The 26292-nt window shown below is 34.9% G+C and carries 20 protein-coding genes and 3 pseudogenes; 12 read left to right on the top strand and 11 right to left on the bottom strand.

The genetic code is table 11. The features are described from left to right. Positions 1–231 precede the first annotated feature (231 nt). The 4 genes from ACTDJC_RS21350 to ACTDJC_RS21335 form a co-directional block, all read right to left on the bottom strand. On the bottom strand, positions 232–756 hold the full coding sequence (locus ACTDJC_RS21350) for a DUF2695 domain-containing protein (protein ID WP_440604620.1): 525 nt from the start codon (positions 754–756) through the stop codon (positions 232–234). A 464-nt stretch (positions 757–1220) separates the two neighbouring features. Then, positions 1221–2234 carry a hypothetical protein gene (locus ACTDJC_RS21345; RefSeq protein WP_440604619.1) on the bottom strand — a complete coding sequence of 338 codons (1014 nt, stop codon included), beginning with the start codon at positions 2232–2234 and terminating at the stop codon, positions 1221–1223. Positions 2235–2473: 239 nt separating this feature from the next. Further along, positions 2474–3337, bottom strand: a complete 864-nt coding sequence (locus ACTDJC_RS21340; RefSeq protein WP_440604618.1) for a septation ring formation regulator EzrA — start codon at positions 3335–3337, stop codon at positions 2474–2476. A gap of 1554 nt (positions 3338–4891) precedes the next feature. Then, on the bottom strand, positions 4892–6592 hold the full coding sequence (locus ACTDJC_RS21335; RefSeq protein ID WP_440604617.1) for a hypothetical protein: 1701 nt from the start codon (positions 6590–6592) through the stop codon (positions 4892–4894). A 1116-nt stretch (positions 6593–7708) separates the two neighbouring features. Here ACTDJC_RS21335 and ACTDJC_RS21330 point away from each other — a divergent pair. Further along, on the top strand, positions 7709–9427 hold the full coding sequence (locus ACTDJC_RS21330; RefSeq protein WP_440604616.1) for a helix-turn-helix domain-containing protein: 1719 nt from the start codon (positions 7709–7711) through the stop codon (positions 9425–9427). 261 nt (positions 9428–9688) lie between these two features. Here the strand turns inward: ACTDJC_RS21330 and ACTDJC_RS21325 are convergent, their stop codons facing one another. Beyond that, positions 9689–9820 carry a hypothetical protein gene (locus ACTDJC_RS21325; protein ID WP_440604615.1) on the bottom strand — a complete coding sequence of 44 codons (132 nt, stop codon included), beginning with the start codon at positions 9818–9820 and terminating at the stop codon, positions 9689–9691. A gap of 672 nt (positions 9821–10492) precedes the next feature. Between ACTDJC_RS21325 and ACTDJC_RS21320 the strand changes: the two genes are divergently transcribed. From ACTDJC_RS21320 to ACTDJC_RS21305, 4 genes are all read left to right on the top strand, one after another. Then, positions 10493–10789 carry a hypothetical protein gene (locus ACTDJC_RS21320; RefSeq protein WP_440604614.1) on the top strand — a complete coding sequence of 99 codons (297 nt, stop codon included), beginning with the start codon at positions 10493–10495 and terminating at the stop codon, positions 10787–10789. 2 nt (positions 10790–10791) lie between these two features. After that, positions 10792–10977 (top strand): hypothetical protein, encoded by a 186-nt coding sequence (locus tag ACTDJC_RS21315; protein ID WP_440604613.1) that lies wholly within the window; start codon positions 10792–10794, stop codon positions 10975–10977. Between the two features lie 115 nt (positions 10978–11092). Continuing rightward, on the top strand, positions 11093–12277 hold the full coding sequence (locus tag ACTDJC_RS21310) for an FtsK/SpoIIIE domain-containing protein (RefSeq protein ID WP_440604612.1): 1185 nt from the start codon (positions 11093–11095) through the stop codon (positions 12275–12277). Then, positions 12216–12833, top strand: a complete 618-nt coding sequence (locus tag ACTDJC_RS21305; RefSeq protein ID WP_440604611.1) for a replication-relaxation family protein — start codon at positions 12216–12218, stop codon at positions 12831–12833. The genes ACTDJC_RS21310 and ACTDJC_RS21305 overlap by 62 nt, the downstream gene beginning before the upstream one ends. 35 nt (positions 12834–12868) lie before the next feature. Here the strand turns inward: ACTDJC_RS21305 and ACTDJC_RS21300 are convergent, their stop codons facing one another. The 3 genes from ACTDJC_RS21300 to ACTDJC_RS21290 all read right to left on the bottom strand — a co-directional run bounded on the left by ACTDJC_RS21300 (position 12869) and on the right by ACTDJC_RS21290 (position 14323). Continuing rightward, positions 12869–13093, bottom strand: coding sequence for a helix-turn-helix domain-containing protein (locus tag ACTDJC_RS21300; RefSeq protein ID WP_440604610.1), 225 nt, complete (start codon positions 13091–13093; stop codon positions 12869–12871). A gap of 559 nt (positions 13094–13652) precedes the next feature. After that, a complete protein-coding gene (locus tag ACTDJC_RS21295) occupies positions 13653–14102 on the bottom strand; it encodes a DUF1648 domain-containing protein (protein WP_440604622.1) in 450 nt (149 codons plus the stop codon). Positions 14103–14155: 53 nt separating this feature from the next. Then, a complete protein-coding gene (locus ACTDJC_RS21290; RefSeq protein ID WP_440604609.1) occupies positions 14156–14323 on the bottom strand; it encodes a DUF3800 domain-containing protein in 168 nt (55 codons plus the stop codon). A gap of 197 nt (positions 14324–14520) precedes the next feature. Here ACTDJC_RS21290 and ACTDJC_RS21285 point away from each other — a divergent pair, with 197 nt between their 5' ends. The 7 genes and pseudogenes from ACTDJC_RS21285 to ACTDJC_RS21255 all read left to right on the top strand — a co-directional run bounded on the left by ACTDJC_RS21285 (position 14521) and on the right by ACTDJC_RS21255 (position 22046). After that, a complete protein-coding gene (locus tag ACTDJC_RS21285; RefSeq protein WP_440604608.1) occupies positions 14521–15792 on the top strand; it encodes a Y-family DNA polymerase in 1272 nt (423 codons plus the stop codon). A gap of 15 nt (positions 15793–15807) precedes the next feature. Beyond that, complete coding sequence (locus tag ACTDJC_RS21280) at positions 15808–16137, top strand: YolD-like family protein (protein ID WP_440604607.1); 330 nt, start codon at positions 15808–15810, stop codon at positions 16135–16137. 22 nt (positions 16138–16159) lie between these two features. Next, the gene (locus ACTDJC_RS21275; protein WP_440604606.1) at positions 16160–16588 is read left to right on the top strand and encodes a hypothetical protein; all 429 of its coding nucleotides are present in this window, start codon (positions 16160–16162) and stop codon (positions 16586–16588) included. A gap of 488 nt (positions 16589–17076) precedes the next feature. After that, positions 17077–18402, top strand: a complete 1326-nt coding sequence (locus tag ACTDJC_RS21270) for a hypothetical protein (protein WP_440604605.1) — start codon at positions 17077–17079, stop codon at positions 18400–18402. A 435-nt stretch (positions 18403–18837) separates the two neighbouring features. Continuing rightward, positions 18838–19524, top strand: coding sequence for an IS6 family transposase (locus ACTDJC_RS21265; RefSeq protein WP_440604604.1), 687 nt, complete (start codon positions 18838–18840; stop codon positions 19522–19524). Positions 19525–19582: 58 nt separating this feature from the next. After that, positions 19583–19843 (top strand): annotated as a pseudogene (locus ACTDJC_RS21260) (helix-turn-helix domain-containing protein); the annotation flags it as partial. Positions 19844–20201: 358 nt separating this feature from the next. Then, on the top strand, positions 20202–22046 hold the full coding sequence (locus ACTDJC_RS21255) for a pre-toxin TG domain-containing protein (RefSeq protein WP_440604603.1): 1845 nt from the start codon (positions 20202–20204) through the stop codon (positions 22044–22046). 47 nt (positions 22047–22093) lie between these two features. On the opposite strand, the gene ACTDJC_RS21250 is transcribed toward ACTDJC_RS21255, so the two are convergent. From ACTDJC_RS21250 to ACTDJC_RS21240, 3 genes and pseudogenes are all read right to left on the bottom strand, one after another. Further along, complete coding sequence (locus ACTDJC_RS21250) at positions 22094–24628, bottom strand: hypothetical protein (protein WP_440604602.1); 2535 nt, start codon at positions 24626–24628, stop codon at positions 22094–22096. Positions 24629–25348: 720 nt separating this feature from the next. After that, positions 25349–25624 (bottom strand): annotated as a pseudogene (locus tag ACTDJC_RS21245) (IS6 family transposase); the annotation flags it as partial. Positions 25625–25668: 44 nt separating this feature from the next. Then, positions 25669–26235 (bottom strand): annotated as a pseudogene (locus tag ACTDJC_RS21240) (IS6 family transposase); the annotation flags it as partial. Positions 26236–26292: the final 57 nt, after the last annotated feature.

Genomic DNA, 26292 nt, shown 5'->3' with positions numbered 1-26292 from the left:
TAGCGTATAAAATCCGCGTTTTACCGTCAGTACCCCTTCTCCAACATACGAACTATACAAATTACAAAAATCCCTATCAAACTTTGAAAGCGCATCTTAATATCTATACACTAGGCTCTGTTAAACATTAGTGTTGATATTTCACAAAAAGAAAAAGGACCAGTTTTTTCGGGTCCTTTTGTATATCTTCTTCAACTAACCTGCTCCATTAGTGGAAGAAATAATCGGTGTCTAATCCACCACATTTAAGAGAACCTCACAATCACAGAATCCTCCCTGATTCCGCATCGCTTTTATGATTTTTGAGATTTTGCTTTTAGGGACGTTATTTTCCAGCCAACTCTTTGTGTACTTATGCGAATGGTCGCACCCTTTTGAATTTATCATCTCGTCCAAAAATGTTCCAAGCGTCTCCAACTGAACTGGTGATAAATTTATTTCTTCCCACTTACCACTATATTCTTTTAACAGTGCCAGCCTTTTTAAATCCTTTCGATCTCTGCCACCTAATTCCAACGTTTTCTCCTGACAGATGACGGCTTCATTATAATTCAATAAGCATTCTTCCGCTTGGGAAAGCAAACGCCACGCCAAAGCATTATTCGAATTTTCAATGACAAATTCCTTTAAACCCTGCCGAGCACTCAATAAAAAAGGTACAGCTTTTTTTGATGGAGCTCTCCTTTGAAGGGAACCTTGCATCGATAATCGTTGCCCTTGTATAAGGGTTGCTTTTAATTCATTTAATCTATCCATCAAACCACCTTATTCGATTTACTTTAACCTATAATACTATGGACCTTTAAGAGGACTTAAAACCGATTAATATTATATCACTTTATTAAGCTAAGCTGCCCTTATATACAGTATGATTTTTGACCGTATTCATCGTAAATAAAGAAACAAAAACAGCCTATTTTCTAACTTTATTTACTTATTATCTTCAGTAAGTAATTATAGTTTTCAACGTAAACAAAGATAAAGGGTGCACCATATCAATGTTTTGTGTTTGATACTGTATATAACTGCTTTAATAGTTTAAGTGTAAACGAAAATGCAGTTCATGATGTGATGAATCTGTTTCTAGGGTGAGAGTAGCTTTCTTAGAAACGGGAGATATAGAACTATTTTCAACCAAATAAATGAGGTTTCGCTTCTAAGCGAAACCTCTCTTTATTTAGAATTTTTATATGGTAGCTGATTAGTTACTAAATCAGTTTTTATTCGTCTGGATTCGTCACAAGAAACGTTATATCTTCCCAGTTTTTGTTAAACATTAAGGTTGTCTCGTCTAGCTTTTTACCATCTTCTAGAGAATAGCTATGAATTTCTCCTCGTTTTTTCCCGCTTCTTGAAGATTCATTTGTATATTGATAAAGGAAGTATATTTTCTTTTGTTCAATTTGAATATCTGCAATTACGCCCTCTTTTTGACCTAATTCATCAAAAAAGGCTGATGTTTCTTGTATAGAGTAAGTTTTAATCGTTTCATAGTTGGTATTTAATACTTGGATATTCCCAGTCTGTTCAAATATGTATAATTCATTATTTATGACTTCTAAGTGCATTGGTACTGATTTCAATAAAATTTCCTTTTCAATACCTCCGTTGTCCGGATTAATTATAACAAGTCTTGTTGGTAATTTTTGATTTACATTATCGCTAAGTGACAATACAAGCTTGCCATTCCAAACCTGAAACATGGATTTATGAAAAGAAGAAGCGAATAATACATCTTGATTTGGAATTTCTACTTCTTTTAATAATTTATTAGTAGAAAGATTGATAGAAGATACATATACCTTTTGATCTGTTTGAGAGAAAGCGTATAAAGTATTATTTATAATATGAGCACCCTGTATAGTACCTTTTAATTTGATATGTTGTTGTGTCTGTCCTTTTTTTTCATATACTAACTCGCCTATGTAACCATCCTTTTGATTTAAAATACCAATATTCATATCATAAAAGACATAGCCCTGTTCTGCTTGGATAAAATAGGCTCCTGCATTTTTATCTTGTAAATCCTTTGGTTTAGATACAGTTTCAATCTGTCCTTGTTTTGTAACACTATAATGTTTGCCATTTCGACTAGAAGCGAAATAGTATGCATTCTCGTCTTTTGCATTTGTGATAATACTCTGTCCTTCAATAGGAGCCTGCTCTAAAACATTCCCTTCTTTATCGTATGTTGTCAGATACCCCCCCGATTTAAATCCATTTGTATAGGACACTAAATATTCTGCTTTACTGATTTGTTTTAATGCTTTCTCACTACTTTTAGGGAATAAGGAGGTGCTGCTTTCATTAGATATACAGGAAGTTAAAAAAATTATACAACATAAAATAGAGACACTAGATAAAAAACGGAACCTCATATGTTTTTACCCCACCTTCACTTATATACTAATTTAATACTAAAGCGACCATTAACAAACCGCTGATGGTCGCTTTTATATTTTTCTACATTTAATTAACTAGCATAGAAAATTGTTGTATTCCCTGACTTAACTAACTCCGCTGGTGAAACAACTGTATCCCATGTCACGTAATCGATATTGATTCCTTGCTGTTCCCAAGAACGCCAAGCTAATTGAGAGCAGTAGAAAGAGGAAGTAGAGAATTTGTTAAAAAAATACCAGTTATAAGGACTACCAACCTTACTTTGTGCATAGCCCGCAGCATTATAATACTTCGTATTAGAAGCACCTTTTACCCAAAGACCATATACTTTGGATCTTCCTTTCCATGTATTTTGATAATATTGCACACCATTTTTTCCAATAGGGCTCCAGGATTGCGCAAAAGACTCTACGGTACGGGTGTAATCTCTGGATACAATAGCAGCATGCCCTACCCCGATGGCAGAACTACCAGAGTTAATATCGTAGCTTACTAATACATCTCCTTTTGTACCAAGTGGAGATCTTGTTGCAAGTGTAGAAATTGTAGAATTAGAATCAGTAGATTTAGAATCAGTAGATTTAGAGTCAGATAAGATATCTCTATATTCTGGATCATTAAGTTTTACATATTCACCTTCGCTCGCCTTCGCACCAGCTACGAAGTTTTGTTGAGAATTTTTTAATTTTTTTAGATTTGCAATATCGTTAGCTGCTTTTTGTTTTGCTTCTGTTGCGAAGAATTTTTTATCATTTTCCGCTATTTTTATGTACTCCTGAACCTGCTTGTCCGTTAAGCCGTTTTGTTTAAGTTCTACAACTTCCTTCTTTTGAGCTGGTGAGAGATTTCCCTCTGCTGCTGCTGTACTTAAACCAAATCCCCCAAATAGTGTTGCCGATAAAATGGTTGCTGATAAAATACCTTTTACCTTCATTTTATTCACTCCTTTGTAAGATTTTTACTTTACACACACATTATACACTATTTCTTTAGGGAATAAATGGATTTTTTGGAATTTTTTTAATATTTTTTATAATCAGGCAAGCAGAAAATAGCATCTACGTAAGGAGATTATCTCATGGGTTATTTACAACTAGTAGGTGGGGAATATTTGACGCTTACGTTTAAGTACATTTATTCACAATCTCTCCTATAAATTTTAACATAAATATCCATTTGATTTACCAATGAGTTACTCCACAATATGGCCCTTTAACGGAATAATTCTATGTCACTCACTAAAGCGGCCATATCATTCTTATTGAAGGATGACTTGATGAAGTTAAATGTGAGGTTAATGTTTTGCAAAGATATTGTAAAGATATGACAGGGGGCTGAGAAATGAAAGAAGCGGGCATGACTGTATAGCTGCATTCCTGAATGAAAAAACAGGTTTTTGGGTTTTGATGCAACTAATCTCTAAATCTTATACATACTGATACTATCATTCTGAAACAGTCGGTGCTTTAGCAGTGGCTTCTTGAGGACCTAACCGAATTGATGTTTTTACAAGTGAAATTGACAACTAACTGAAGCATAATTGGTTTACCTAATCGTAACTAGTAGATTAGCCTCTCTAGACATTGAGTTCATTTAAATATTTATCAATATATATTAATATTAGAACCTCAACGAATTATTCTAATCCTGGTTATCTTATAAATAATACTCAAAAATCTATACTTTAAACCAAGCTTCAACTACTTCATTTATGTTTCCAAAATAAAATTGTTATCTCTTTAATAAAATCTAATATAAATATATATCTTATATATATTAAAAATATAAAGATTAAACTTATATAGGATCAAAAAATATGGATAAAGTACTACTGTAACAAGGACTTTTACTATACTATACTGTAAAAAATCATAAATGGCAGGATTTAGAAATAAAAAACAAGGCATTATGGAGATACATTACCTACAAATAATCAGAAACTAAAACACATATTTCTACATAAAAAATGAAACAAATTGATTCAGTCTAAAACATATTTATTCAATAGCTAGATTTCTACTCTATCCCCTATATTTCCACAATTTGATGTTATTCATCCCCAATGTATTCACAGAAATAGCCACATACTCCACATAATTCAGTTATTCCACATTACTCACATAAAACTTGATGAATTTAAGTAGATGAGACCATAGAATCCTTATATTACAACAATATTGGGATTATTTTATTCACACTGGACTAGATCTATATACATATCCACTAAATATAAATTTTTCTTTCTGATTTTTTGTAGAAAAAAGACTCTCTTTGAGCATCTGTCTGGAAGAAGGAAAGGAATGTTCTGTGGAAACAGAAGGATAAGAATAAATTTCTTGTATAAGAGTGCATAAAAAAAGGCTCTATTTTCAATAGAGCCTAGTAAAATTTCATATTAGTGGAGTCAACTAGAAGGTCTTTAATTTATAGGGTCAGCACGAATAGCCCTCTACTTTTGATTTTTTCAAAAATAGAGAGCTGCATGCAGTTAATTTGCTTCCATTATTTCTAGTACCTGTTCAGCTGTTGATACCTGGATACCAGAGCGTATTAACCGTTCAAAGGTGCGCGTAAATGTAAGCAGATTAAAACTGTCCGGTACTTCAATGACACGAAGCTTTTCTTTCGGTAATGTATCAATCTTTTCAATGAACCATTCACGAACATCACTAGGAATAGAACGTTCTTTATGACCTCTTGTTTTGAGAAGTTCACGCATTTCAATTTCTAAAGCAACATAAGCATGTAGATTTGTACCTTGTTCATAAGCGTACTTTCTAAATAGCGTTTCTTCTTGATACTTTAGATAATTACGGTGATAGGATTCTTCCGTAACTGGTACTGCGAACTTTTGTTTAAGGAGTTCGTGAGTCTTTCTGAACAAGCTCTTGATACTTCGAAGTGAATACATCGAGAAGTGTAATCCAAAATCGAATACAGCTTGTTCTTTTTGTTCTTTCGGAACATGTTGTGTAATAAGAGGATAAATTCCTTCTTTAGCTGCCGTATCAAGAATTTGATATTGTGATGTTTGATTTAATAATTTTTTAAGAGTGTAAACAAGTTTAGTTGGGTATTCTTCATTGCGATCTACCATGTCACGTAAGCCACGAACTACGCTACGAATTTGTCGATGGCATGTATATTTCAGTATATGAATGAATTTATTCATGTCTCGCGCAAACTCACCAATGTTCATCTCTTGTAAGACCGACTCGATAAAACGAGCTTTACGAGCATAAGTAACTTTTGGTACAAATGGATCACGATATTGTACTTCTCCTGCTTCTTTGGCACATAAGAAGTCGTTATGCAAGGATACATATAATGTTGTGTATCTTTTTTTGTTCTTAACCCCTTTTTCTAGTTTGCAAATTTTGAAAAGGGGAGTACCTGTGCATGATAATGCCGTTGTGATTTCCGTCATGACTGCGCGAATTTGATGCGGATATTTCTTATGTAAAAAGCGATACATCCCGCCAAAGTGAGTTTTGTTTCCTCTTTCATCTTGTTTATCTAAGGAACGTTTAAGTGTAGTCTCTGAATGTTGTTGCATCGCAATGTCCAGGAATAGTTTCTTAGCTGCAACTGACATTTCAAAGAATTCCTTTGTAAATACAACTGGACTAATGTAGACATAAGGGTTTGCTTTTTCTGTCTCTGGATTCATAAAGTCAGTTAACTTAATCGTATATCGACCATCTAATTCATTTTCAATAGAGATAATGTTATGTAAGCTCAATTTCTTTAAAGCTATATAGAATTGAGAATGTTGTATGTATGCTAATTCTTCTTTATATTGCTTATAATCTTCCCAAAGCATATGTACAGTTACATTTGGGATGACCCCATTTGTATAGCACTTCTTATGTAAGTATAGGAATACTTCAAGATCTGCGTTTGTAATACCATACAATTTATGTTTTCTTCCCATTACTTGTGTAACAGTAGAAATGGTTCGGCGTGAAAAAGATGGTTTCGCTTGTGTCACAAAGCCGTCTACATCCGCAATACGTTCCTCATATGTCATATGATCGAGAATATCCCCAAGATATGTATCTTTAAAGCTATAGTATTTCCCTTCAAAAGCTTCAACAAGTTTTTGCCAAGATTTTAATGTGACTAAAACAGCATTGGTAGATTGTCCATTTAAGCTACGTTGATTGCGAATAATAAATGACTTTCCCATCTCTTTCACCTCCTACATATAAATTCAGAAATATATGTCAAAATACTATAAAATATACCAGTTTTTATTATAACAAATCGAAAATTGATGAAAGGTACTCCTTTAAGGGGAATTTTTAAAAGATGAAACACTCGATAAAACCAGGTATGACAAGGGTTTCAAGATTTTTGCAAAAAAACTTTGTGTCAAGGATATGGCAAAAAGTGTTTCATGTATTAATTGTATAAAGTCATTAGTGAAACAACAGTAAAAGCATTGATATATAAGGGGTTTATGAGATATTTAGAGATTTTTAGGTCAAGGATATGGCAAAAGTGTTTCATGTTTATATATAAGTTATTTATTATGACAAAACACGTTAAATGTAGATGGATAGAGGGTTATCAAGGATATATTAAAAAATTTAGGTCAAGGATATGGTAAAAGAAATTTTGTGATTCAAAATTTAAAAGGTCAAGGATATGGCAAAAGTGTTTCATATTTTACATGGTGGCGGAGAAATGCAAAAATAGGATAAAACCCTTGGTACAGAAGGAAATATTGGTGTTTTTTATGTATTTTATGGTCAAGGATATGGCAAAAATGCTTCATAATGCTTTATGTTTTCTATTTGTATAACGTGCTTTAAACCGTTGATATATATAGGTTTAGGACATATTAAAAAATTTTTTCCGAGTATGTACGTGAGAAGAGAAAAATTAGCTAATGTTTCATGTTTTGTTTTTTAGGTCAAGGATATGGTAAGGATGTTTCAAGTTATTCGTTTCAAATGGATATGAAACATTTGAAATCGTATATGGTACAAGGGTTACTAATATAAAGAGCGGTATAGTCTACAATATAAAGAAGTGTTAAGGGGAAAATAGCGTTTCATATTTATTGAATAGGTTCACTATAGGGGAAAAGTGTTTCATATGTTCATTCTTTAGATCAATTGCTGATGTATTGGGGAGTAATGTATAATAAATGTTATTTCGTTTATAAAACCAAAGATAAAAGTGTTTCATTCCTTTTGTAAATATAAATGTGCCCGAAAAATAACAAGTTTTCTATATATTTAGGAGACTACGTTGTGATGTATATGTAAGTAAAGTATAGAAAGGAAGGAGTGACCAAATGGAAAAGTTAACACAAATGTTCACAGATGCTTTATTAATATCTGAGCCACTGTACGGGACTAATAAAGTAATTTGGGATAAATGGACTTCTTTTAGTGCAGACGTAGAAAAAGATAATAGTAAGGTTGTAACTTCTCAATATGTTTCCCCCTCCTTGTCAGCTTTAGTATCATGGCTTAGTAAAAAGAATGATGAAGGAATCACTTCGCTACAAGTTGCTATTAAGTTGAACCAGTATAAGGACGAAATTCATTCGGTACTTGAAAGATATTTAGAAGAAGAGTTTCAAAATATTATTAATGATAAATCAAATGTTGAACCAGTATCCATTTTAGAAAAAAATGAAGATGAAACAGACGATAAAGATTATTTTGAAGTCAATAATTCAGCTGTTTATTTCAAATTACGTGATGGGATTTCAAAAAATCATTTTGAAGATACTTCAAATACGGGGATAAAATCATATCCACTTGAAACGAAGGATAGTAATGCAGTAGCTCAACTTTCTTCTCATCGAGATGAAGATTTAAAGCTTACCAAAGCAAATGAAGCATCCCGGTGGAATACTTTAGTTAATGATGTAATGAGTAATATGGATGATTTGACGGCAGATGTATTAGACTCAATCACTATACAATGGTTAGCACAAGCCAAGTCACCAGATGAATTTATCGAATTTTCCTATGAGCAAGTATTGGACATGTGTAATGTCCCAAAAAAGAAAGTAAGTAAAGGGGAATACTATAGACCCGAAGATAAAATTAAGGTTGCTCAGCGAATTGCTGCTTTAGCGAGTATTTTCATATATTTAAATGATGAAAATGAAGTAGTGGTTTTAAATGATGAAAATGAGCACGATGAGCAATATAAAGTAAGAAGAGAAGTAATCAAAAGATTGTTTGTATTAGATTCTGTTGTACTATGGAGACACAGTACAACGAATGAATATATGGGAATCGAATCTTGTCGTATCAAACCTGGAAGCTTTTTATCTAGTTATTTATATGGCTCAAGTAATACGACAGCCTTATTATCAAAAAAGGCACTAGAGTATAACAGTTACCGACATAAATACCATAAACGTTTAATTCGCTATTTAACATGGCAATGGAGAATACGTCAGATATATTCAACTTTAAAGCGGCCTTATTCCATTGGAGGGGATAACGGATTATTAGCTGTTATGGCAGTCCCACTAAAATGGAAACCGAGTCGAATTCGAGAGCATCTAGAGAATATTCTCACTGATTTGGAACGGGAAAACGTAATTTCTAAGTGGGAGTATACAAGTGAATTAGATGAGAAACGTTTAAATAAGAAGAATTGGTTTAAGGATTATTGGATGAATTTGAATATTACTATTTTTCCACCAGAAGAATTAATTAAATCTATGTACAATTTGCCAAAGAAAAAAACTTTAGAAAGCAATGATGAAACAGCTTTAGAATATGTTGAAAAAAACGAAGATGTTTTTGATATGCCACAAGTGAAAAGGAGTCAAGAGACTTACATATTTGATGAAGAAGTAGTTCGAGAAAAAATACTAAAACGGCATAATATTGACAACATTAGTATACGTGAACTAGCAAAAGAAATTAAAATTTCGGCTCCTACATTATCTAGATTTTGTAACAAGCAAACAAAGCGCTTATCGGCAAATGCAGTTGAAAAAATGTCCAAGTGGTATGAGAGACAAGTAATAATAGAAAAAATGTAACCTATTTTTATATCTGAAAATTAGGTTACAAGGCACTCGAAAGAGTGCTTTTTTATTTGCATTCTAAAATGATATTATTAAAAGTAAAGTGGTTTCAAGTCGAAGAAAGATGTAGCTTTGAAATAAAGTTTGATTAAAAGCATTTTATAAACACGTATTTTATAACAAATTAAAAGGATTCATTTTGATTAAACTTTAATCAAAATGAATCCTTTTCTTTTCAAATGTACTTTCAGTTTTATAAAAAAGTTTGAACAAACCTTACTCTTCATCCTCCTTCCAAACAACAAAGCGTATTGTTACTTCTTCACTTCCACTAACTGGATCACATCCTTTACAATGAAGACCTTCCCAAATTTCTACGCCACATCGTTCACAATATTTAGCCGCCATAAGTGATTCCTCCTTATACGCCCTTAAAAAGCTTGATTTAGTATTCTAACTTACATATTACTTATGCTATTTAAAATCAATTTTATGTGGATCAAAACGAAATATGAGTAAACTTTTTTTCAAAACATCGCAACTTTTTTATAAGCGGTTTGACTGTATTCTAAACAATTAAACTTTGTTTAAATGCAACAATTGGCTAGAGTATATGACTGTCAAACAGTTATATACTCTCTTTATTTTTTAATCTTTTTAACTATTATTCTAGCTGTTGCTTTGAAATTAACTTTAATTAAAAACAGCTTACAAATCCTTATTCTACAGACAATAAAACAAATCCATTTTGAAAAAGTTTAATCAAAACACATTTAGAATTCTTTAATTAAAGGGATAAAGCATCGCACCTTTTTTTAGAAACGTCGCAACTTTCTTCAAAACATCGTAACTTTATTTTAAAGCCACACTTAATAAATAAAAGGGACTCTGTAAATCATTACGGAGTCCCTTTTATTTGCTCATTAGAGCTATGAGCATAAGATCTTTCCTTATTAATGGGTAATTACTATAAAAATAAATAATATTTGGTTGGTCTTTTTTTATGTACAAATTCGAAAAGAAGTCTCTTCATCATATCTATTTAACATGCCTAGAATTTTATATGGATGGTGAGACAATATGAGTCAATATCAAATGTTATACAGTACCCCGTATCTATATTCTTCTCGAACACTAAAACAAATGTACAAAAGCACAAAAAAGGAAGATGACATATGTGCAATACAAGAGCACATGCTACGCCACGAAGTATATTTAAATTCTGAATATCGAGGTTATTATTATTTAAGCCGCAAAATCGAAGAGGATCTACACGATGATGAATATCCTGTATCCTGGAATGAATTGTTGGACGATTATCAATTGTATTCTGACCGTAGTGGCAAGCTCTCTATCAAAAGGAAAGGGAGGGAATAACTTTGACTATTATAGGAGAATTAGGAGTTGTATATGGAGTTACTGGGGCTACTTTATGTGGTATTAAATTTTTGAAAAAGCGTGGTCTTCATCTTCCAGATTGGGTGCTACATGCTGGGCTAAAATGCTTGGTTATTGGAAGCGTTTGGTACCTGCTAGTTGATATGCTTGATATGTTTCTACGTTAGACACTTATCTGGTAGCTGAAGATCGTTGCTACTATCTCTGTTTTTTAAACATTTCTCCTCTTCTATTTTTCCTCAACTACCTCCTTATAAGGAGGTTAAAGGAGGCACTACAATTATGTTAGAACTTTTAATGATTCCTGGTGCTATGTTCACTGCTGCATTATTAAGTAAAAACTTTAAACAAAGTGATAAACACAAGATCGCAAGATTTTTTGAGATTGCTAATATTTGTGTAAAAGAAAAACACAAATTAGAGTATCCCAGGTTCAAGAAACAAGAAGAAAAAGAAAAAAGTACAGTGTATATGTATGAGCTGCCGTTAGGTATTCCCTCTCAACTTATTAGGAAATTGGATGAAGTTATTTCTGAAGGATTGAATAAGCCCGTACGAATTAATTATGAATCTCCTTTTCTATATGTCCAGGTGTTCGAACAAAACATACCCAAAAAATGGGCATGGACGGAAGAACTATTACGTCCTGGGACGTGGAAGGTTGCAATCGGAAAAACATTAGATAGAACTTTATATCATGATTTTGATCAAACTCCTCATATGCTTCTCGGTGGTCTTACTCGAATGGGGAAAACAGTGTTTTTAAAAGTACTCATCACTTCCCTGGTTAAATCTAATCCAAATCATGCCCATTTTTTCATTATAGATCTAAAAGAGGAAGGATTAGAATTCACTGAATACCAGGATTTAAAGCAAGTAGTAGAAGTTGCCGATAGTCCAGAAAAGGCCTATGAAGTATTGGTGAAAGTGATGGCACTTATGCATCAACGAGGAAAATATATGAAGAAAAATCGAATGAAAAACATCGTACAAACAAAAGAAAAAGACCGTTTTTTTATTATTGTTGATGAAGGAGCGGTTCTTGCACCAGCGAAGGGATTGCCTAAAAATGTGAACCGGATGTTAGAAGAGTGTCAGTATATGCTTAGTCACATTTCAAGGATAGGTGGAGCATTAGGGATACGATTGATACTAGCGACCCAATATCCTACTGTAACGTCTGTCCCATCGGTTGTAAAACAAATGAGTGATGCGAAAATAGGATTTCGATTACCAACTACAGTTGCATCACAAGTTGTTTTAGATGAATCTGGATTAGAAAATTTACCTTCGCTTCCAGGTAGAGCATTATTCAAAACAGATCGTATTCACGAGTTGCAAGTTCCTTATCTTTCGGATGAGATGATGAGAACATTATTGCAAGAATATGAGGTGAAGACACAAGATGAAACACCAAAAGCTCAAACAAAAAGCGAGACAAATCGAGATTTTATCGAGTTTAAATAAATTAGAATTTGCAACCAGAAGACAATTACAAGCCATTCACACCTTGGGAAGTATACGGAATGCAAACCGAGTTCTAAAAGATCTCAGGAAATATTGTCATGTGACTACGTATAACCGTGAATATGTATACTACCTTAATAAAAGAGGTTTAGCCCTTTTAGGATTAGATTCAGCTGAAAGAAAAAAGAAACACCATCTTGAACACATACTTTTAAGAAATGAAGCTTGGATGTGGCTAGATTTCCCTGAATGGAAAGTGGAACAAATTATACAGTTTAGACATCAAGGAGAAGAAAAAATAATTATTCCAGATGCTTATTATGTAAAAGATCGGATACCTAATTTTGTTGAGATCGATCGGCTGCAACATATGAAGACGAATGAACAAAAGATACAATACTATGGTTTAATTGCAAGAATTTATAAGGAACAGCAACATATAACGCCTAATGTTTTATTTTTTACCATATCAGATTATCGAGAAAAGAAATTAGAAAGCTATGGCATGAAATATAACGTGTATGTCAGGACATTTCTATTAAAAGATATTCTATAAAAACCAAAAAGCACAAGGATATGCTCTTGTGCTTTTTACATATCCCAAAAATCTGTTACTTTGGCATTTCTCTCGACCTTTTTTATTGCACGAATAATTTTTTGGACAACAGGAAAACTTGGCATATGAGATTTATTATTGCAAAGCCGAGAAATTGTATTGCGACTCACTCCTGTTTCTTCTTCTAATTCTTGTTGTTCAATTCCGTGTCGATCTAGCCATTTTCCTAGTTTAGTTCGATTTTTTCGTTTTCCTTTCATGAAAGTGTCTTCCTTTCTTGTTCCCTATTTAACTGTTATTTTGGACACTTTCAAACTAATTTATACGTATGCACCATTCATGGTGCATACGTCTTTTCTAAGGTGCATATATTAAAAATAGATAAAGAGAATAAAAGATTTTTTGTAATTATTTTGTGGAATATAGCATACATAATAATAGCTACAAGATGCGGATACGCTGAAATATAATTGCATCTTGTTGCAAAGCGTATTCCTAGAAAATAAAAAGCTCAAACTCATTGATATTAAAGGAGTTTGAGCTTTTATTATTTTCTAGATAAAGTGTAACAGGAATAAAAACTCTTAAACTAAGATAGCTGTAGAATGACAATAAAGTTATTAAATTTTAAAACCTCAAACACGCATACCCCCGTCCTAAAATTAGGGCGGAGGTAAAATAAAGTTGTTTAATTTTTGATAAAAATACTTCACTAAACGAAAAAATAACAATAAAGTCGTTTGAAAATCTAAGTTTTATTCCATAAGAGCGCCCGATAACGAAATAACGTCATAAATTAGATTGTTTATTCAGTCCGTATTATTTAATTTTTCGTTGCCTTATTATTCCTACAACAATTGGAATAACTGTCCCAATAATTGTTATCGGTAAAAATAATTTACCAAAACCGCTTCTCCAACCTAAAGCTATTGAAATTGTCTCAAATTGGATTAAAGCAAAAATAACTAAACAAACATTTTTTAATTGATTAATCACTTTTCGGCTATTTAAATAAAACTGCTTAGCATTCGATTCATTAAGTCTTTGTGGATAGTTATTAACTTCTGGAAACTTTTCTAAAGTCTGCATTAAAAGAAGTATGAATGTCCCTATTCCTGGTAGAATCAAAAGTTCCCACTTTGACCCCCAGCGATCTACAACCCCAGCTGCGTTATAATGTCCCGGTACTTCATCGGGTAATCTTCCCCAAATGGTGATTAAAAAAATTATTGATCCTAAGAAAAATGAATATCCAACGATATCCCAAATCCATTCACTTTTTGTTTTTTTGATTTTTATTCTAGGTCGTCCCCATGAATTTACTATATTTCCCCTCCCCCTTCTATGATATCTATAGTAATTCGATTTTCAGCTAGGTATTTCAAATTTCTTTCAACAAACCATCCGGCTAAAATGTAGAAAGGTTGTTGAGGATCTAAATAATTTCCTCCACTGTTACCAGACTCGTCACAATAAATATCGTAGTTCATTTAGTCTCCTTTCAAATCTGAATAGTAAGTATCTTAATTATAGAACTATATTTGATTAATTCCATAAAAACATATTCATCCCTCTTATATAATTTCACATACCATAATTATAATAAAAATTTTAATAAACCATTGTATGAACCCAAAAAATAGGTTTATAATAGGAACAAACGTTCTGTTTTTGGGGGGGTAAAATGATGTTTGATTACTCAAAATGCATGAATCGGATGATATTTTGTATAGACCTTTGTTCATTTTTCGCTAGTTGTGCTTGTGTGATGCGAGGTTTAGATCCACTCAAAGTAAAATTAGCGGTTGTTGGGGATACGAACAGAAATGGATCTATTGTGCTAGCCGCCACTCCTGAATTGAAAAAATTAGGGATTTCTACAGCAACCCGATTATACGAAATACCAAAAGATCCAAACATCATTATTGTAAATGCAACAATGAAAAGGTTTGTTGAAATTTCAAATCAGATTACAGAAATTTATACGAAGTATGTAGCATTAGAGGATCTACACGTTTACTCAATAGACGAGTGCTTTCTAGATATGGAACAGACATCACATTTATTTGGACGTGATCCAATTGTAATTGCTAAAAGGATTCAAAAAGAGATATATGACACAACTGGCATAACCGCATCCATTGGAATTGCGCCTAACCTATTCCTTGCAAAGGTTGCTTTAGATGTGGAAAGTAAACATTCAAGATTCAGGATTTCAATGTGGTCATACGAAGATGTCTCGAAGAAATTATGGGAAATCAAGCCTCTTCAAAAAGTATGGGGAATCGGATCAGCTACTCAAGAAGCACTACATAAAATGGGTCTATTTTCCTTAAAGGATGTTGCAAAAACGCCCAAAGAACATTTAATAAAGGGGTTTGGCAAAGTAAAAGGTGAAGAACTATATCGTTTTTCATATGGTATTGATGAAAGTCGGATTGCTAATAAATACATTCCTAAAAGTACTTCAATAACAAAAGGACAAATATTATTGGAAGATTGTTTTAGTCTAAATAAATTAAAATTACTCATTTTAGAACAGATTGAGGAAACCTGTTTTCGATTACGATCTATGGATAAATGTTGTAGAACGGTTGAGCTTGCTATAGGATACAGCAAATATATTGGTAGAGGATTTAAGCGAGCAATTACCTTAGAACAACCGACCTGTTTAACTGAGGAGGTTTATGAGGCGTGCTTACAACTGTTAAAAAAATTTCATTCTGGGCATCCAGTGCGCCAAATACATATAACTTTAAAGAATTTGACCAGGGACGATGCAATTCAAATGTCCTTATTTGAAGATACCTCAAAAAAAGATGTTCAAAGGAAATTAGCAAAAACAATGGATGGTATCCGTCATAAGTATGGGGAAAATTCAATTATGAGAGGCATAAGTTACATTCATGGGGCTACACAGCGTGATAGAAACAATAAAATTGGTGGTCATAAAGCATAAGGAGGAATATAAGTCATGATTGATAGGGGTATGATGAGATGGATGCCGTTTTCCGCAATAAAAGAGCAATTTGAAGGGCTAAATGAATTGTATGAAAAACAAAATCATGTTCCAATGCCAATTTTAGATGAGCAGCAATTAGAAGCTATAAATGAAATTGTATGTGAGGCGATGTCCGAAAATCTTGAAGTAGTCATTTTATATCATAAACATAACAGAATACATTTGGAATCAGGTTATATCCACTATTATGATACGTCTCGAAATGAGTTAAGAATTATTAATAATGATAACAAGGTACGATACATAAATATCAGCTATATTACAGATATAAAATATATGTAAATGGACAATAGGAGATGAAGATGTGAAATATTTTGTATTTGAAGACGATGAATTAATAGGCGGATGTGAAGAGAGAATATGTGTTTTTGAACATACTAAAAGAAAAGATGTATACGACAGTATTAAAACCCTAAAGGAGTTTACAGTACAATGCCAATTCATTGAAGGAAGAAATACGCATTGGTATTGGCATAAAGGGAAAAATGTTAAAGAAATGACTATGGAGGAATTCGAAGGGAAAATTAGGAAAGAACAAAAAGAATTAAAGTCGATATCCAAAGAAGAATTTATCAAAGTAAGAAATAGATATGCTCCCTTTATCAAACCTATTGAATTTCCTAGTGATGGAATCAGATTTTCTTATGCATATGAACCAGAGTGGAATGATGTATTTTTTGTTATGGAAACGGAAGCAAATTATTTTGCTGTTTATTGGTTTACAAGCGCTTAAAAAAGATTTTATTTAAAATTGAGGTTTTTTCAATAAATAATAAATGAATTTGCTATAGAAATAGAGTCCTGAATAATTAAAGATATATAGGGACAATTAGTTACTGATAGATAAAGCCTGTATCGTAGATTACCAAGTAATCATTGATACAGGCTTTTTTCGAAATTTCTTATTCAACAAACGCCCCAATTAGTTTAAGTGTATTTTTTCACAAGCTACAATAATAGCAAAGCAATTTGTAACGAATCCAAATAAAAAGGGCCATGCAAAGCATAAGTCCATTACAGCAATGTTATTTTTTATACTTGCATCTTATGAAACTTTGCAATTCTTCTGGTTTATCTCTTTTTGGGGTCCTATTTGATTAATAATTAAACTCAATGGTTTTAGAATAATAAGAAAATCAAATGTAAATTATAATAAATGCGTTTTTTTATAAATTGATTTTTAAAGTAATTCTTATTATCACCACAAAGGAGAAATAATCCATGATAGAACACGTGACAGGAAATTATAGATGGGCAATTATTCTTTGCAGGTTTTCGGACCAATCCCAATTGCCACAAACCACTCAGTTTTTTAAGGATCTTTTTGTCAATCCTGGGACAGGGGGAATGTTTGACTATTGGCACGATGTATCGTACGGAACAATTGATTTGACTGGCTCAAAAGTATATGACAACGGAGGGGCTTGGTACCAGTTGCCATATACATTGGCTTTTGACAAGAGCAGAACAGGTCCCCAACCAGTACAGCGTTGGAATAGAATTAATGATGCCATTAATGCTGTTAGAGATTCCATTGTAAGCGAGGAAAATAACCCAAACGCACTTTTAAACTATAATGGAATCATCATTATCCTTAATGCGCAAGTTGATTCTGGTTCCATTATCGGTCCTCAGATGCCGTCTGTCCCAGTAGGTACCCATAGAGGAGTGAAGTTCGGCTTGGTTGTACTAGACCCAGGTGCTTGGACTAATTCGTGGGCATCTCATGAAATGGGACATGGTTACGGTCTAAATCACTCCTACAATATAGATACTGGTGTGTACGGTGATGGATGGGACATTATGAGTGCTTTCACATTCGGAGGTGCCAGTGCAACGTTTAACGATCGACGTTTTGGGACAAGTGGTCCAGGTTTAAATGCACCTGGGCATGTCTTTCTCGGTTGGAATGGCAACGAATACGCATCTGTAAACTTGAATACCATTAATCCTGGCGAATTTAAAAGAATTATTCTTGCCCCACTTAATCAGTCGGTACCAAGTGGAGCTAATTCTTTTGCCTTGGTATCGACTGGTGACACAACATATACTGTTGAATATCGAAATAGTTTAGGGTGGGACCAAGCTATTACAAAAGCAGTATTGATTCACCAAATACGGAATGATGATACTGGGTTATTACTAAAGGGAACACATGGAAAAGAGGCCTTAAAGGCTGGTGACGAGTTCTCAGGACCAGGCTTCATCGTGAGCGTCGACACAATTAAAGAGGAACTTGCAACTGTCCTTATCGGAAAACCAAGGCAGGTCCCACCTCCTCCTGTTGGAAGAGAGAAATTTTGTAAAACTCTAAAAACCGAGATAGGTATAGACAAGGATAACCTTGGGAAATTAGGTCGCAAACTCCAGAATGCAACCACTGAGGAAGAGAAAAAAGAAATTCAAAACCAGATTGAAGAGCTGTACGGTGAATACACTTTACTAATTGATGAGTTCAATGATAAATGTAGGGGGAGTGGGCATGGACCTCATCCTCAACCAATACCTTTAAATGATTTTATAAACAGTAATACAGGTGATTATTAATTGGTGAAGTTAAAATAAAGTAATATACCCGTAAAAGGACCGTTTTTGTCCATTTTGGTCACTTAAAAATTTCCTTTTCTTTGTCTTTAACAGAAGGTAGGTCAACAAGTGAATATATTCAAATTTCTTGACCGTGTTTAATTACCATGTATTTTTTATTTATTCTTTAAGATAAAAAAAGATAGTAAGGATAATCAATCCTTACTATCTTTACTCCTAATATTTATATATCTTTAATATATTAGGACCCTATTTCTATGATCGGATTCGTTTTTAACTATTAAGCACATCCCACACTTTCTGGTATTCTGTAATTTATATCCCACATAGTTCAAATAAAACGAGGAACGGATGAAACTATTACAATTTGGGTTCTGTTGCAAAGTTTTCTAAACTAAGCTACACTTTCGAAAAAGAAAACAAGGAGAATCACAGATGGGATATTTTAAAGGGAAACAGTTCAAGAAGGATATTATTTTAATAGCCGTTGGCTACTATTGTCGTTTTTCTTTAAGTTATCGCGATGTGTCTGAAATTCTCAAAGAACGTGGTATTTCTATTCATCCAACAACTATCATGCGCTGGGTTCATGAATATGGAAATCTTATCTATCACATTTGGAAGAAGAAAAACAAAAACACATTGTTATCTTGGCGTTTGGATGAAACCTATATCAAGGTGAAAGGGAAATGGTGTTATTTATATCGAACAATTGATAAAGAGGGACAAACACTTGCTATTCAACTTCGTCAAAAACGGGACACACAAGCAGCATATGCTTTTATGAAAAGACTTGTTCGAACTTTTGGAGAACCAACGGTTCTGACGACAGATAAGGCCCCTTCTTTAGCTTCCGCATTCAAAAAATTAAAGGAGATAGGTCTTTACAAAAATACCTTTCATCGTACAATCAAGTACCTCAATCATATCATTGAGCAAGATCACCGACATGTGAAACGTCGATTCTCCCGTTCTTTAGGCTTTCAAAGTCTTCGCCATGCCTCACGTACTATTAAAGGTATCGAAACTGTTCATGCTATATACAAACAAAAACGAAGTCCTCAACCAAACTTCGTTTTTTCGACGTATAACGCATTACATGAATTATTAATAGTTTCATAAAACTGGTCCACAATATTCTCCATCTCTTTATGTCTTCGGAAACTTTGCAACAGAACCCCAATTTTTAATGACGGTCATGGGTGGAGTAAATCAATTAGAGCGTGATCTAATTCGAATGCGTCAACGTGAAGGAATTGATTTAGCGAAAAAGGAAGGGAAATACCGTGGAAGAGTCAAAAAGTATCACCATAAGCATGCCGGGATTAACTATGCAGTAAAGCTTTATCGAGAAGGTAAAATGACCGTAAAGCAAATTTGTGAAATTACGAATGTTTCAAGGTCGACTTTATATCGAAAACTTTCAGAAGGGAAAAAATAGTTCGTTTTTATTCCGTTAAAGGGCCAAATTGTGGAATAACTCTTTATCAAGGAATCGGATATTTATGCCAAAAACATAGAAAGGATGCCGATATTCTATCTTATTAAACCAAAAATGATTATTTTCAATTTTATTTATATTTATCGTACGAGAATGAATTAGGCCCGTTTGTTACTTTATCAATCTGAACATACTAGGGATTGTTGGCAAACCAATAAATTGTGTATATAAAACCAGAGACTAAATTCTGAGTGGGGGAGTATCTCGATTGAGATTAGAAAATCAAACAAGCCTCGTAAGAAATCTCTAGCCTAACACTTTGATGTCTCAAGATTAGAATAGGAAAGGTAAATAAATTATGACTCAAAATCTTTCTTCATACGTCGCCAAAGTAGACAGCGCGCGAATTAGGCTGAAGAGCTACCTGGCAAGTGGACAATCCAATGATATCAATATCGCCGTAATGCGTCGCACTTTAGAGACAATGGAGCAGCAACTCCGGGAAAGTCCCGCCTTTGTTCTTATGTATGATCATTTACCTCCAGATCCACATAGCGGACTCAGAGGGGCAGACTTGTGGTTTTCCCGTTTATTGGAACAAACATATTTCGTACTAGCTCCAGAGACCACGGATTCTTACATGAATAAAAGATTGGAGTATATAGATTATACGACACATCTTGTCACGAGGTACGACGCGGCCCAGAAAGCGATAACTGACCCTGATACGGGGCGCTCTTACTTGGTTCAAATGAGTCAGTATATTCCAGGAATATTACAGACCATAGCCAAAGAGTTGTTGATTTGGTTTCAGAAGCAAGAATTCAATGCTATCTTTTCATCGCTAAGTCCAGAAGCCGGATTAAGGCTCATGCTCAGCGAACGACCCGATTTAGTGGCTTTGCTTCGCCTAGCACAGACTCTTCCATATGACACTGAAATAAGTGAGACACCCATCCAACCTTCCACGATTGAAGTGATGGTGGAGTTGGCCATTGGGTTGGTTCCTGTAGTGGGCAACGTGGTGGCGTCGTTTGAAGCCTATACCGGCCGAGACCTGTTTGGCTATCGACTGACGAACTTAGATCGTGGGGTTCTGGGAGCCTGTATTTTATTACCTTTAGCCGGGCGATTGGTGAAGGGTGGCAAAGCGCTTTATACAGAGTCCAGGTTGATGGCACTCTATGGAAGAGATGCCCGTGACTGGACGCGTATCCTTTCAGCCACTCGACGTGCAAGTGCAGATGAGAAATTTCTAGAGACTTTGAAAAAAGCAGAGGCTTCCGTCCGTGCACAACAAAAACTGGAACCGCAACTAGCAACCGATGCTGCAACGTTGTTATCACAACTTATAAGGATTGGAGGCGGCACTTCCTCTACGGTTGATCAAAGGGTGATTGATTTTTTGAAAAAAATGTCTGTTAAGTATCCGATTCTAAGTAATCTTGATGGTTATGCGATGCAACGCATCTTGGAAAAGGGACCTGTTGTTGATCATTTGAAAGGTCGTTTGCTGGAGGAATTAATAGAATCCCGGGTAGTTCCCTGGTTGCAGAAACGCACTGGCCCGGCATCATTGGGTGTTACCGCACAAGGAAAGAAATTGGAGTTTTTTCCAGGTCATATAATCCGAGATGCAAAAAAAGGTGAACTTACCGATGGCATGATCGGTTTTCATAATAACGGTGTTCTCGAGATCGTAGCTATTTTCGAAGCCAAGGCAGGCCAACGTGGTGCCCGTGAATTAAGCAGCGCATCCGGTAGCTTTTCTTCGCTTACTCAAGAGGAACGACTAGAACTTCGTGCCTATGCCAAGGATGTTCTTGAAGAAGAACAAGAATTAGCTCAACAGAAGGGAATACCTTTTAACCGTAGCCTGGAAGAAATAGAACGAGAGATAATCCTTACGGAAAAGGGTGGCCAAATTCGCAGGGATATCGAACGATTAGTAGCTGATGCTAATGGAAACTTACCACAAATCTACGTCGGTACACAGCAGATTCCCGTACGCTTTACGCCAAACAAGGCCAAAATATTTTGTGTGTTACCAAAGGATGTGAACTCTGCCAATATTGAACGTCAATTGGCGGCAGAGTTGATCCCAAACTTCGAGATAATCGGGGTTGACATTGGAGCAAGCGACCTCGATACTATCTCAAAAGAAATGGTGCCATTGGCAACGTCACTCGCTGAGAAGCGGTAATAAAGGCGCCCTCTTCAGAAAAAGGGCGCCTTTGTTGTTTGAAATATTTATGGGCCGGTTGTCGTCAAATCTGGTAGGGTGGAATCCTTTTGCAAATGGACCAAAGTGGTTGGGATGATGACGTCCCACTCTGCTTCCAAAACTCCATCATGTAAGGGATCTTGCTGATCTTTCAGTTCATCCACAATGGAAAGATAGAGCGGATCACATAATGTAGGTGGGTCCCCACCACCCCATATGATCCCCGGAAAAAGCGGATCATTTTTTGTTTGTAAATAATATAAAACTGCATTTTCATAAGCTAACCTAACAGGCACTATCACTCGGGCGGATCCTGCTTGTAAGAATTGTGTGAACAGGGGGTCTGGATCCTGGAGAGAAATATGTTGACTATGTTGCACCCAGTTTTTTTTCTTTCCCCAGAAATAAGGATAAAAGACATAAGTTATATTTTCCCATTCAAAGGCTTGCTCGAAAAATTGGATGTACTTCCCTTCACTTCTCGCCCTGTCTACATCTATTTCAGGATAAGTGGATGGGTCACCTTCCTGCATCGCCTTGAAAATGCTGAAGTTTTGGTTCGTGAACAAGTTGATACACCATCTCTTCAGCTCTTCCTTTTCAATCGTTCGATTGATGTTGGGATTATTGCCGGAGATAAAGTTCGAGCTCGGTTGATTGTCCTTTATGGATTTATTAAAATCGTCTACCATCACTTTATAAGCATCAACAATCGCCTTATATACCCCATTTTGCCATTCTTCCAGCTTCTCTGAAGTTCGTTGACAAAGAATCTTAATATTGGCCGTATACGCTTCAATGTTCATCGTGAGAATCGTGATTGGAACGGTCCCATCTTGAAGAGTAGTGTTATCTTGATCTTTAGACATATCATCGCTTACCATTTTCCCCAAATTTTCCACAAAAGGTTGTCCTGTTTGATATACATAATTACTCATACCAACAGTGACACTGGCAAATAAACTAGTAGCAGCTGGTCCTGGGGGTCCTCCACCTGGATTGAAGATTACCATATTTTTGATGGCCTTGTAGCCAGGTGGGACCTTTACCTCCGAAGTGGATTTGGTAAATGTGTGCAACGGTTGGTCGCTCACCGGTTGATCGAGGGCAATGGAAATCGTAATAAATTCATCTGGAGGAGGACTCACTCCCGTCACTTTGTACTGATTCATAAATAGCAGATAGTTAGCAGGCGTAATATCCGATGGTGGAAAGTTAATGCGCGCTGGCATTTCAGGCTTGATAATAGGTTCACGTTCCGGTTGAGAAATCTGTTTATAAATATAAAATGCAGCCGGTTCAGGAACGATAAACTCAAACATCAAACGTGGTCCATAGTTATAAACCTGTGCCTTATAGTGTTTGTCCACCCATCGATATATTCCGGATATGTTCTCGGTACCCGGAGCTGTATTATCAAACCCATGATCATTTATTTCTTCAATTTCCTGGATCGTTTTTCGGATTCGCTCTTCCCGTGTTCGTTTCGTAACCTTTGAAACAGAACGATCCATAATATCCTTAGAGAAATTGGTGGAATTCCTTGTAGACTCAGAAGTCGAAGTGTTGGACGCATAATCCCCATGGGCAGAAATCACTACAGGACCATACGTTGCAGTTACATTGACACCTGCCTTCACCGCCTCATCTGATTTGATAATCTTATCAGCCTCATTCTTTAATTCAAATCTGTCGGTACTTTGTGTGTCTCTTTCATTGACTTCTGTATTATCTTGAATGGTGATAAATGTCTCCTCTGTTCGATCTAACCTGCGGTGCTTTCGATCTTTATGTTCGCTTTTAAGCACATTTTCGATGTGAGCTACCTCTCCATCCACATATTTTTGCAGTTTTTGTTTAACTACCTTGACGTCTCCGAATCCCAGCGGTCGTATCGTGCCGGGGTCGGGAAGTATATCCACGTGGATGGGGATAACCCGTGCCAAGTCTGTTACGTCCCCAACAATCGGTTTCATGATTTCTTTTGGCAACGCAGGCACAGCATTATACACATCTTTTAATTCAGCCATGTTTTGAAATGATTCATGCTTGGATAAGTAATCTAAAACATGAAGAATGCGTAACTGTAGAATCAGCTCCTCTAAATTTGACACTTCCTCATGATTCAAAACCTGAAAAGCATATAGACTGTCCCATAACTTAGCGAAAAAATTGATAAACTCCTTTTTCTTTACAAACTCAACTGGTGACGCTCCTAATAGATTTTTTATCTTCTTCAATAGGCTTTGCGCATCCCATTCATGTGAATTGAACTGATCTTGAATAATCTTATTGATCCCCATGGACCATTGATAATTTACATCTTTCGAATAATCAAGAGCATATCCATTGGCTTGAATTAATCTTCGCGTAAGCGAAATAGGTGACTCCTCTCTGATTCTAGAGGCTGTAAATTGAGTAAGCTCTTTTAATACAATGGATTCTTCTGGTTTTCTGTTATCATAAATGAATCGTTTTTCCTCAGATTCAGGGCTAATTTTTTTTGGGGGTCTAATGGATAAAAATTTAAAGACATCACTTTGAAGATAAATATCCTCCATCATATCATCCTTTCTATAATCGATTATGAGACAATAAAAGTCTTGGACACAGTAGTTACTTTTCCCATGTATAATAATTTTATTTCCTTAAATTTCGCCTCACTCCTGATTACAGAAGCAGTAATTTCAAACATCGTTTCGGTAGTGATAAAAACGCGTTAAAATCGGATTTAATTGTAAATAGGATGTAATACTTGTTTTTGAGAAGAAGGGAATGTACATAGGATTTGGGCACTCTTAAAAAGAGACAACAAGGTGGGAATTATTAAACTTAAGAAGAATTTAAACTTTAAATTTCTTAGAATAATGTAAGTTCATTCCACGAGAAAAGGCATGCGATTAACATTGTGTTGAATCCAGCAATGACATATCAATTACTCAAATGGCAACTTTTATTTCTGAAGTAACTCCTGAGTGCCTTTATTATTTCGTTCAAATATTTGCCATTTAATTCACTCCTTTATGGCAATAAATTTTCTGGTTCTGTTGCAAAGTTTCCGAAGACATAAAGAGATGGGGAATATTGCGGACCAGTTTTATGAAACTATTAATAATTCATGTAATACGTTATACGTCGAAAAAACGAAGTTTGGTTGAAGACTTCGCTTTTGTTTGTATATGGCATGAACAGTTTCTATAACTTTAATAGTACGTGAGGCATGGCGAAGACTTTGAAAGCCCAAGGAACGGGAAAATCGACGTTTCACATGTCGATGATCTTGCTCGATATAAATAACACCACTTTCCTTTAATTTTGATATAGGTTTCATCCAAACGCCAAGATAACAATGTGTTTTTGTTTTTCTTCTTCCAAATTTGATAGATAAGATTTCCATATTCATGAACCCAGCGCATGATAGTTGTTGGATGAATAGAAATACCACGTTCTTTGAGAATTTCAGACACATCGCGATAGCTTAAAGAAAAACGACAATAGTAGCCAACGGCTACCAAGATAATATCTTTCTCGAACTGTTTCCCTTTAAAATATCTCATCTGTCATTCTCCTTGGTTTTTTCCAGAGTTTAGCGTAGTTTAGAAAACTTTGCAACAGAACCCATAGAACGGATTCGCTTCTTTATAAAGCGATGATCTTGTTCTACTATATTATTGAGATATTTAACTTGCCTTAGTTGTATGCCTTCAGGCATATGTTTCTCTTCTTTCAACTCTTGAATCGCTACAGGATAGGCAGGGTTCTTATCTACTGTTATCACGCGAGGTTTAGAAACATACGAAAAAGCCAAGGCTTTCTTGAAAAAGCGCTTGGCTGCTTGTTTATCTCTTGATTTACTTAGATAAAAATCAATTGTATTGCCCTCTGAATCAACCGCACGATATAAGTACATCCATTGACCTTTTACTTTAATATAGGTTCTCCACGAGTCATTTGTTGATTTAAGATGATGTCGTACTTTCTCTTCTAATTGAGGTCCATATTGATGAACCCAGCGCATAATCGTTGTATGAGAAATGGATAAGCCCCGTTCCTCCATCATTTCCACCAAATCACGAAAACTGAGGTTGTACCGTAGGTACCATCTTACCGTTAATAAAATAATATCCGGCTGATAATGCTTCCATTTGAATACATTTTCCTTTTCCATACCAATCACGCACCCTTTCTAGAGTAATAGTATCAGTATGTCCAAGATTTATAGATT

Source organism: Bacillus sp. GB_SG_008 (genome assembly GCF_052038115.1).
GTDB lineage: Bacteria > Bacillota > Bacilli > Bacillales > Bacillaceae_G > Bacillus_A > Bacillus_A rhizoplanae.
The sequence above is the reverse complement of the archived record's forward strand: the minus strand, read 5'-3'. Positions and strand labels throughout refer to the sequence as shown.

Excerpts from the sequence above, each read along its gene's own strand:
- ACTDJC_RS21350 (WP_440604620.1), bottom strand. The coding sequence starts at position 756 with ATGGATAGATTAAATGAATTAAAAGCAACCCTTATACAAGGGCAACGA.
- ACTDJC_RS21340 (WP_440604618.1), bottom strand. The coding sequence starts at position 3,337 with ATGAAGGTAAAAGGTATTTTATCAGCAACCATTTTATCGGCAACACTA.
- ACTDJC_RS21335 (WP_440604617.1), bottom strand. The coding sequence starts at position 6,592 with ATGGGAAAGTCATTTATTATTCGCAATCAACGTAGCTTAAATGGACAA.
- ACTDJC_RS21330 (WP_440604616.1), top strand. The coding sequence starts at position 7,709 with ATGGAAAAGTTAACACAAATGTTCACAGATGCTTTATTAATATCTGAG.
- ACTDJC_RS21325 (WP_440604615.1), bottom strand. The coding sequence starts at position 9,820 with ATGGCGGCTAAATATTGTGAACGATGTGGCGTAGAAATTTGGGAAGGT.
- ACTDJC_RS21320 (WP_440604614.1), top strand. The coding sequence starts at position 10,493 with ATGAGTCAATATCAAATGTTATACAGTACCCCGTATCTATATTCTTCT.
- ACTDJC_RS21310 (WP_440604612.1), top strand. The coding sequence starts at position 11,093 with ATGTTAGAACTTTTAATGATTCCTGGTGCTATGTTCACTGCTGCATTA.
- ACTDJC_RS21305 (WP_440604611.1), top strand. The coding sequence starts at position 12,216 with ATGAAACACCAAAAGCTCAAACAAAAAGCGAGACAAATCGAGATTTTA.
- ACTDJC_RS21300 (WP_440604610.1), bottom strand. The coding sequence starts at position 13,093 with ATGAAAGGAAAACGAAAAAATCGAACTAAACTAGGAAAATGGCTAGAT.
- ACTDJC_RS21290 (WP_440604609.1), bottom strand. The coding sequence starts at position 14,323 with ATGAACTACGATATTTATTGTGACGAGTCTGGTAACAGTGGAGGAAAT.
- ACTDJC_RS21285 (WP_440604608.1), top strand. The coding sequence starts at position 14,521 with ATGTTTGATTACTCAAAATGCATGAATCGGATGATATTTTGTATAGAC.
- ACTDJC_RS21280 (WP_440604607.1), top strand. The coding sequence starts at position 15,808 with ATGATTGATAGGGGTATGATGAGATGGATGCCGTTTTCCGCAATAAAA.
- ACTDJC_RS21270 (WP_440604605.1), top strand. The coding sequence starts at position 17,077 with ATGATAGAACACGTGACAGGAAATTATAGATGGGCAATTATTCTTTGC.
- ACTDJC_RS21265 (WP_440604604.1), top strand. The coding sequence starts at position 18,838 with ATGGGATATTTTAAAGGGAAACAGTTCAAGAAGGATATTATTTTAATA.
- ACTDJC_RS21255 (WP_440604603.1), top strand. The coding sequence starts at position 20,202 with ATGACTCAAAATCTTTCTTCATACGTCGCCAAAGTAGACAGCGCGCGA.
- ACTDJC_RS21250 (WP_440604602.1), bottom strand. The coding sequence starts at position 24,628 with ATGGAGGATATTTATCTTCAAAGTGATGTCTTTAAATTTTTATCCATT.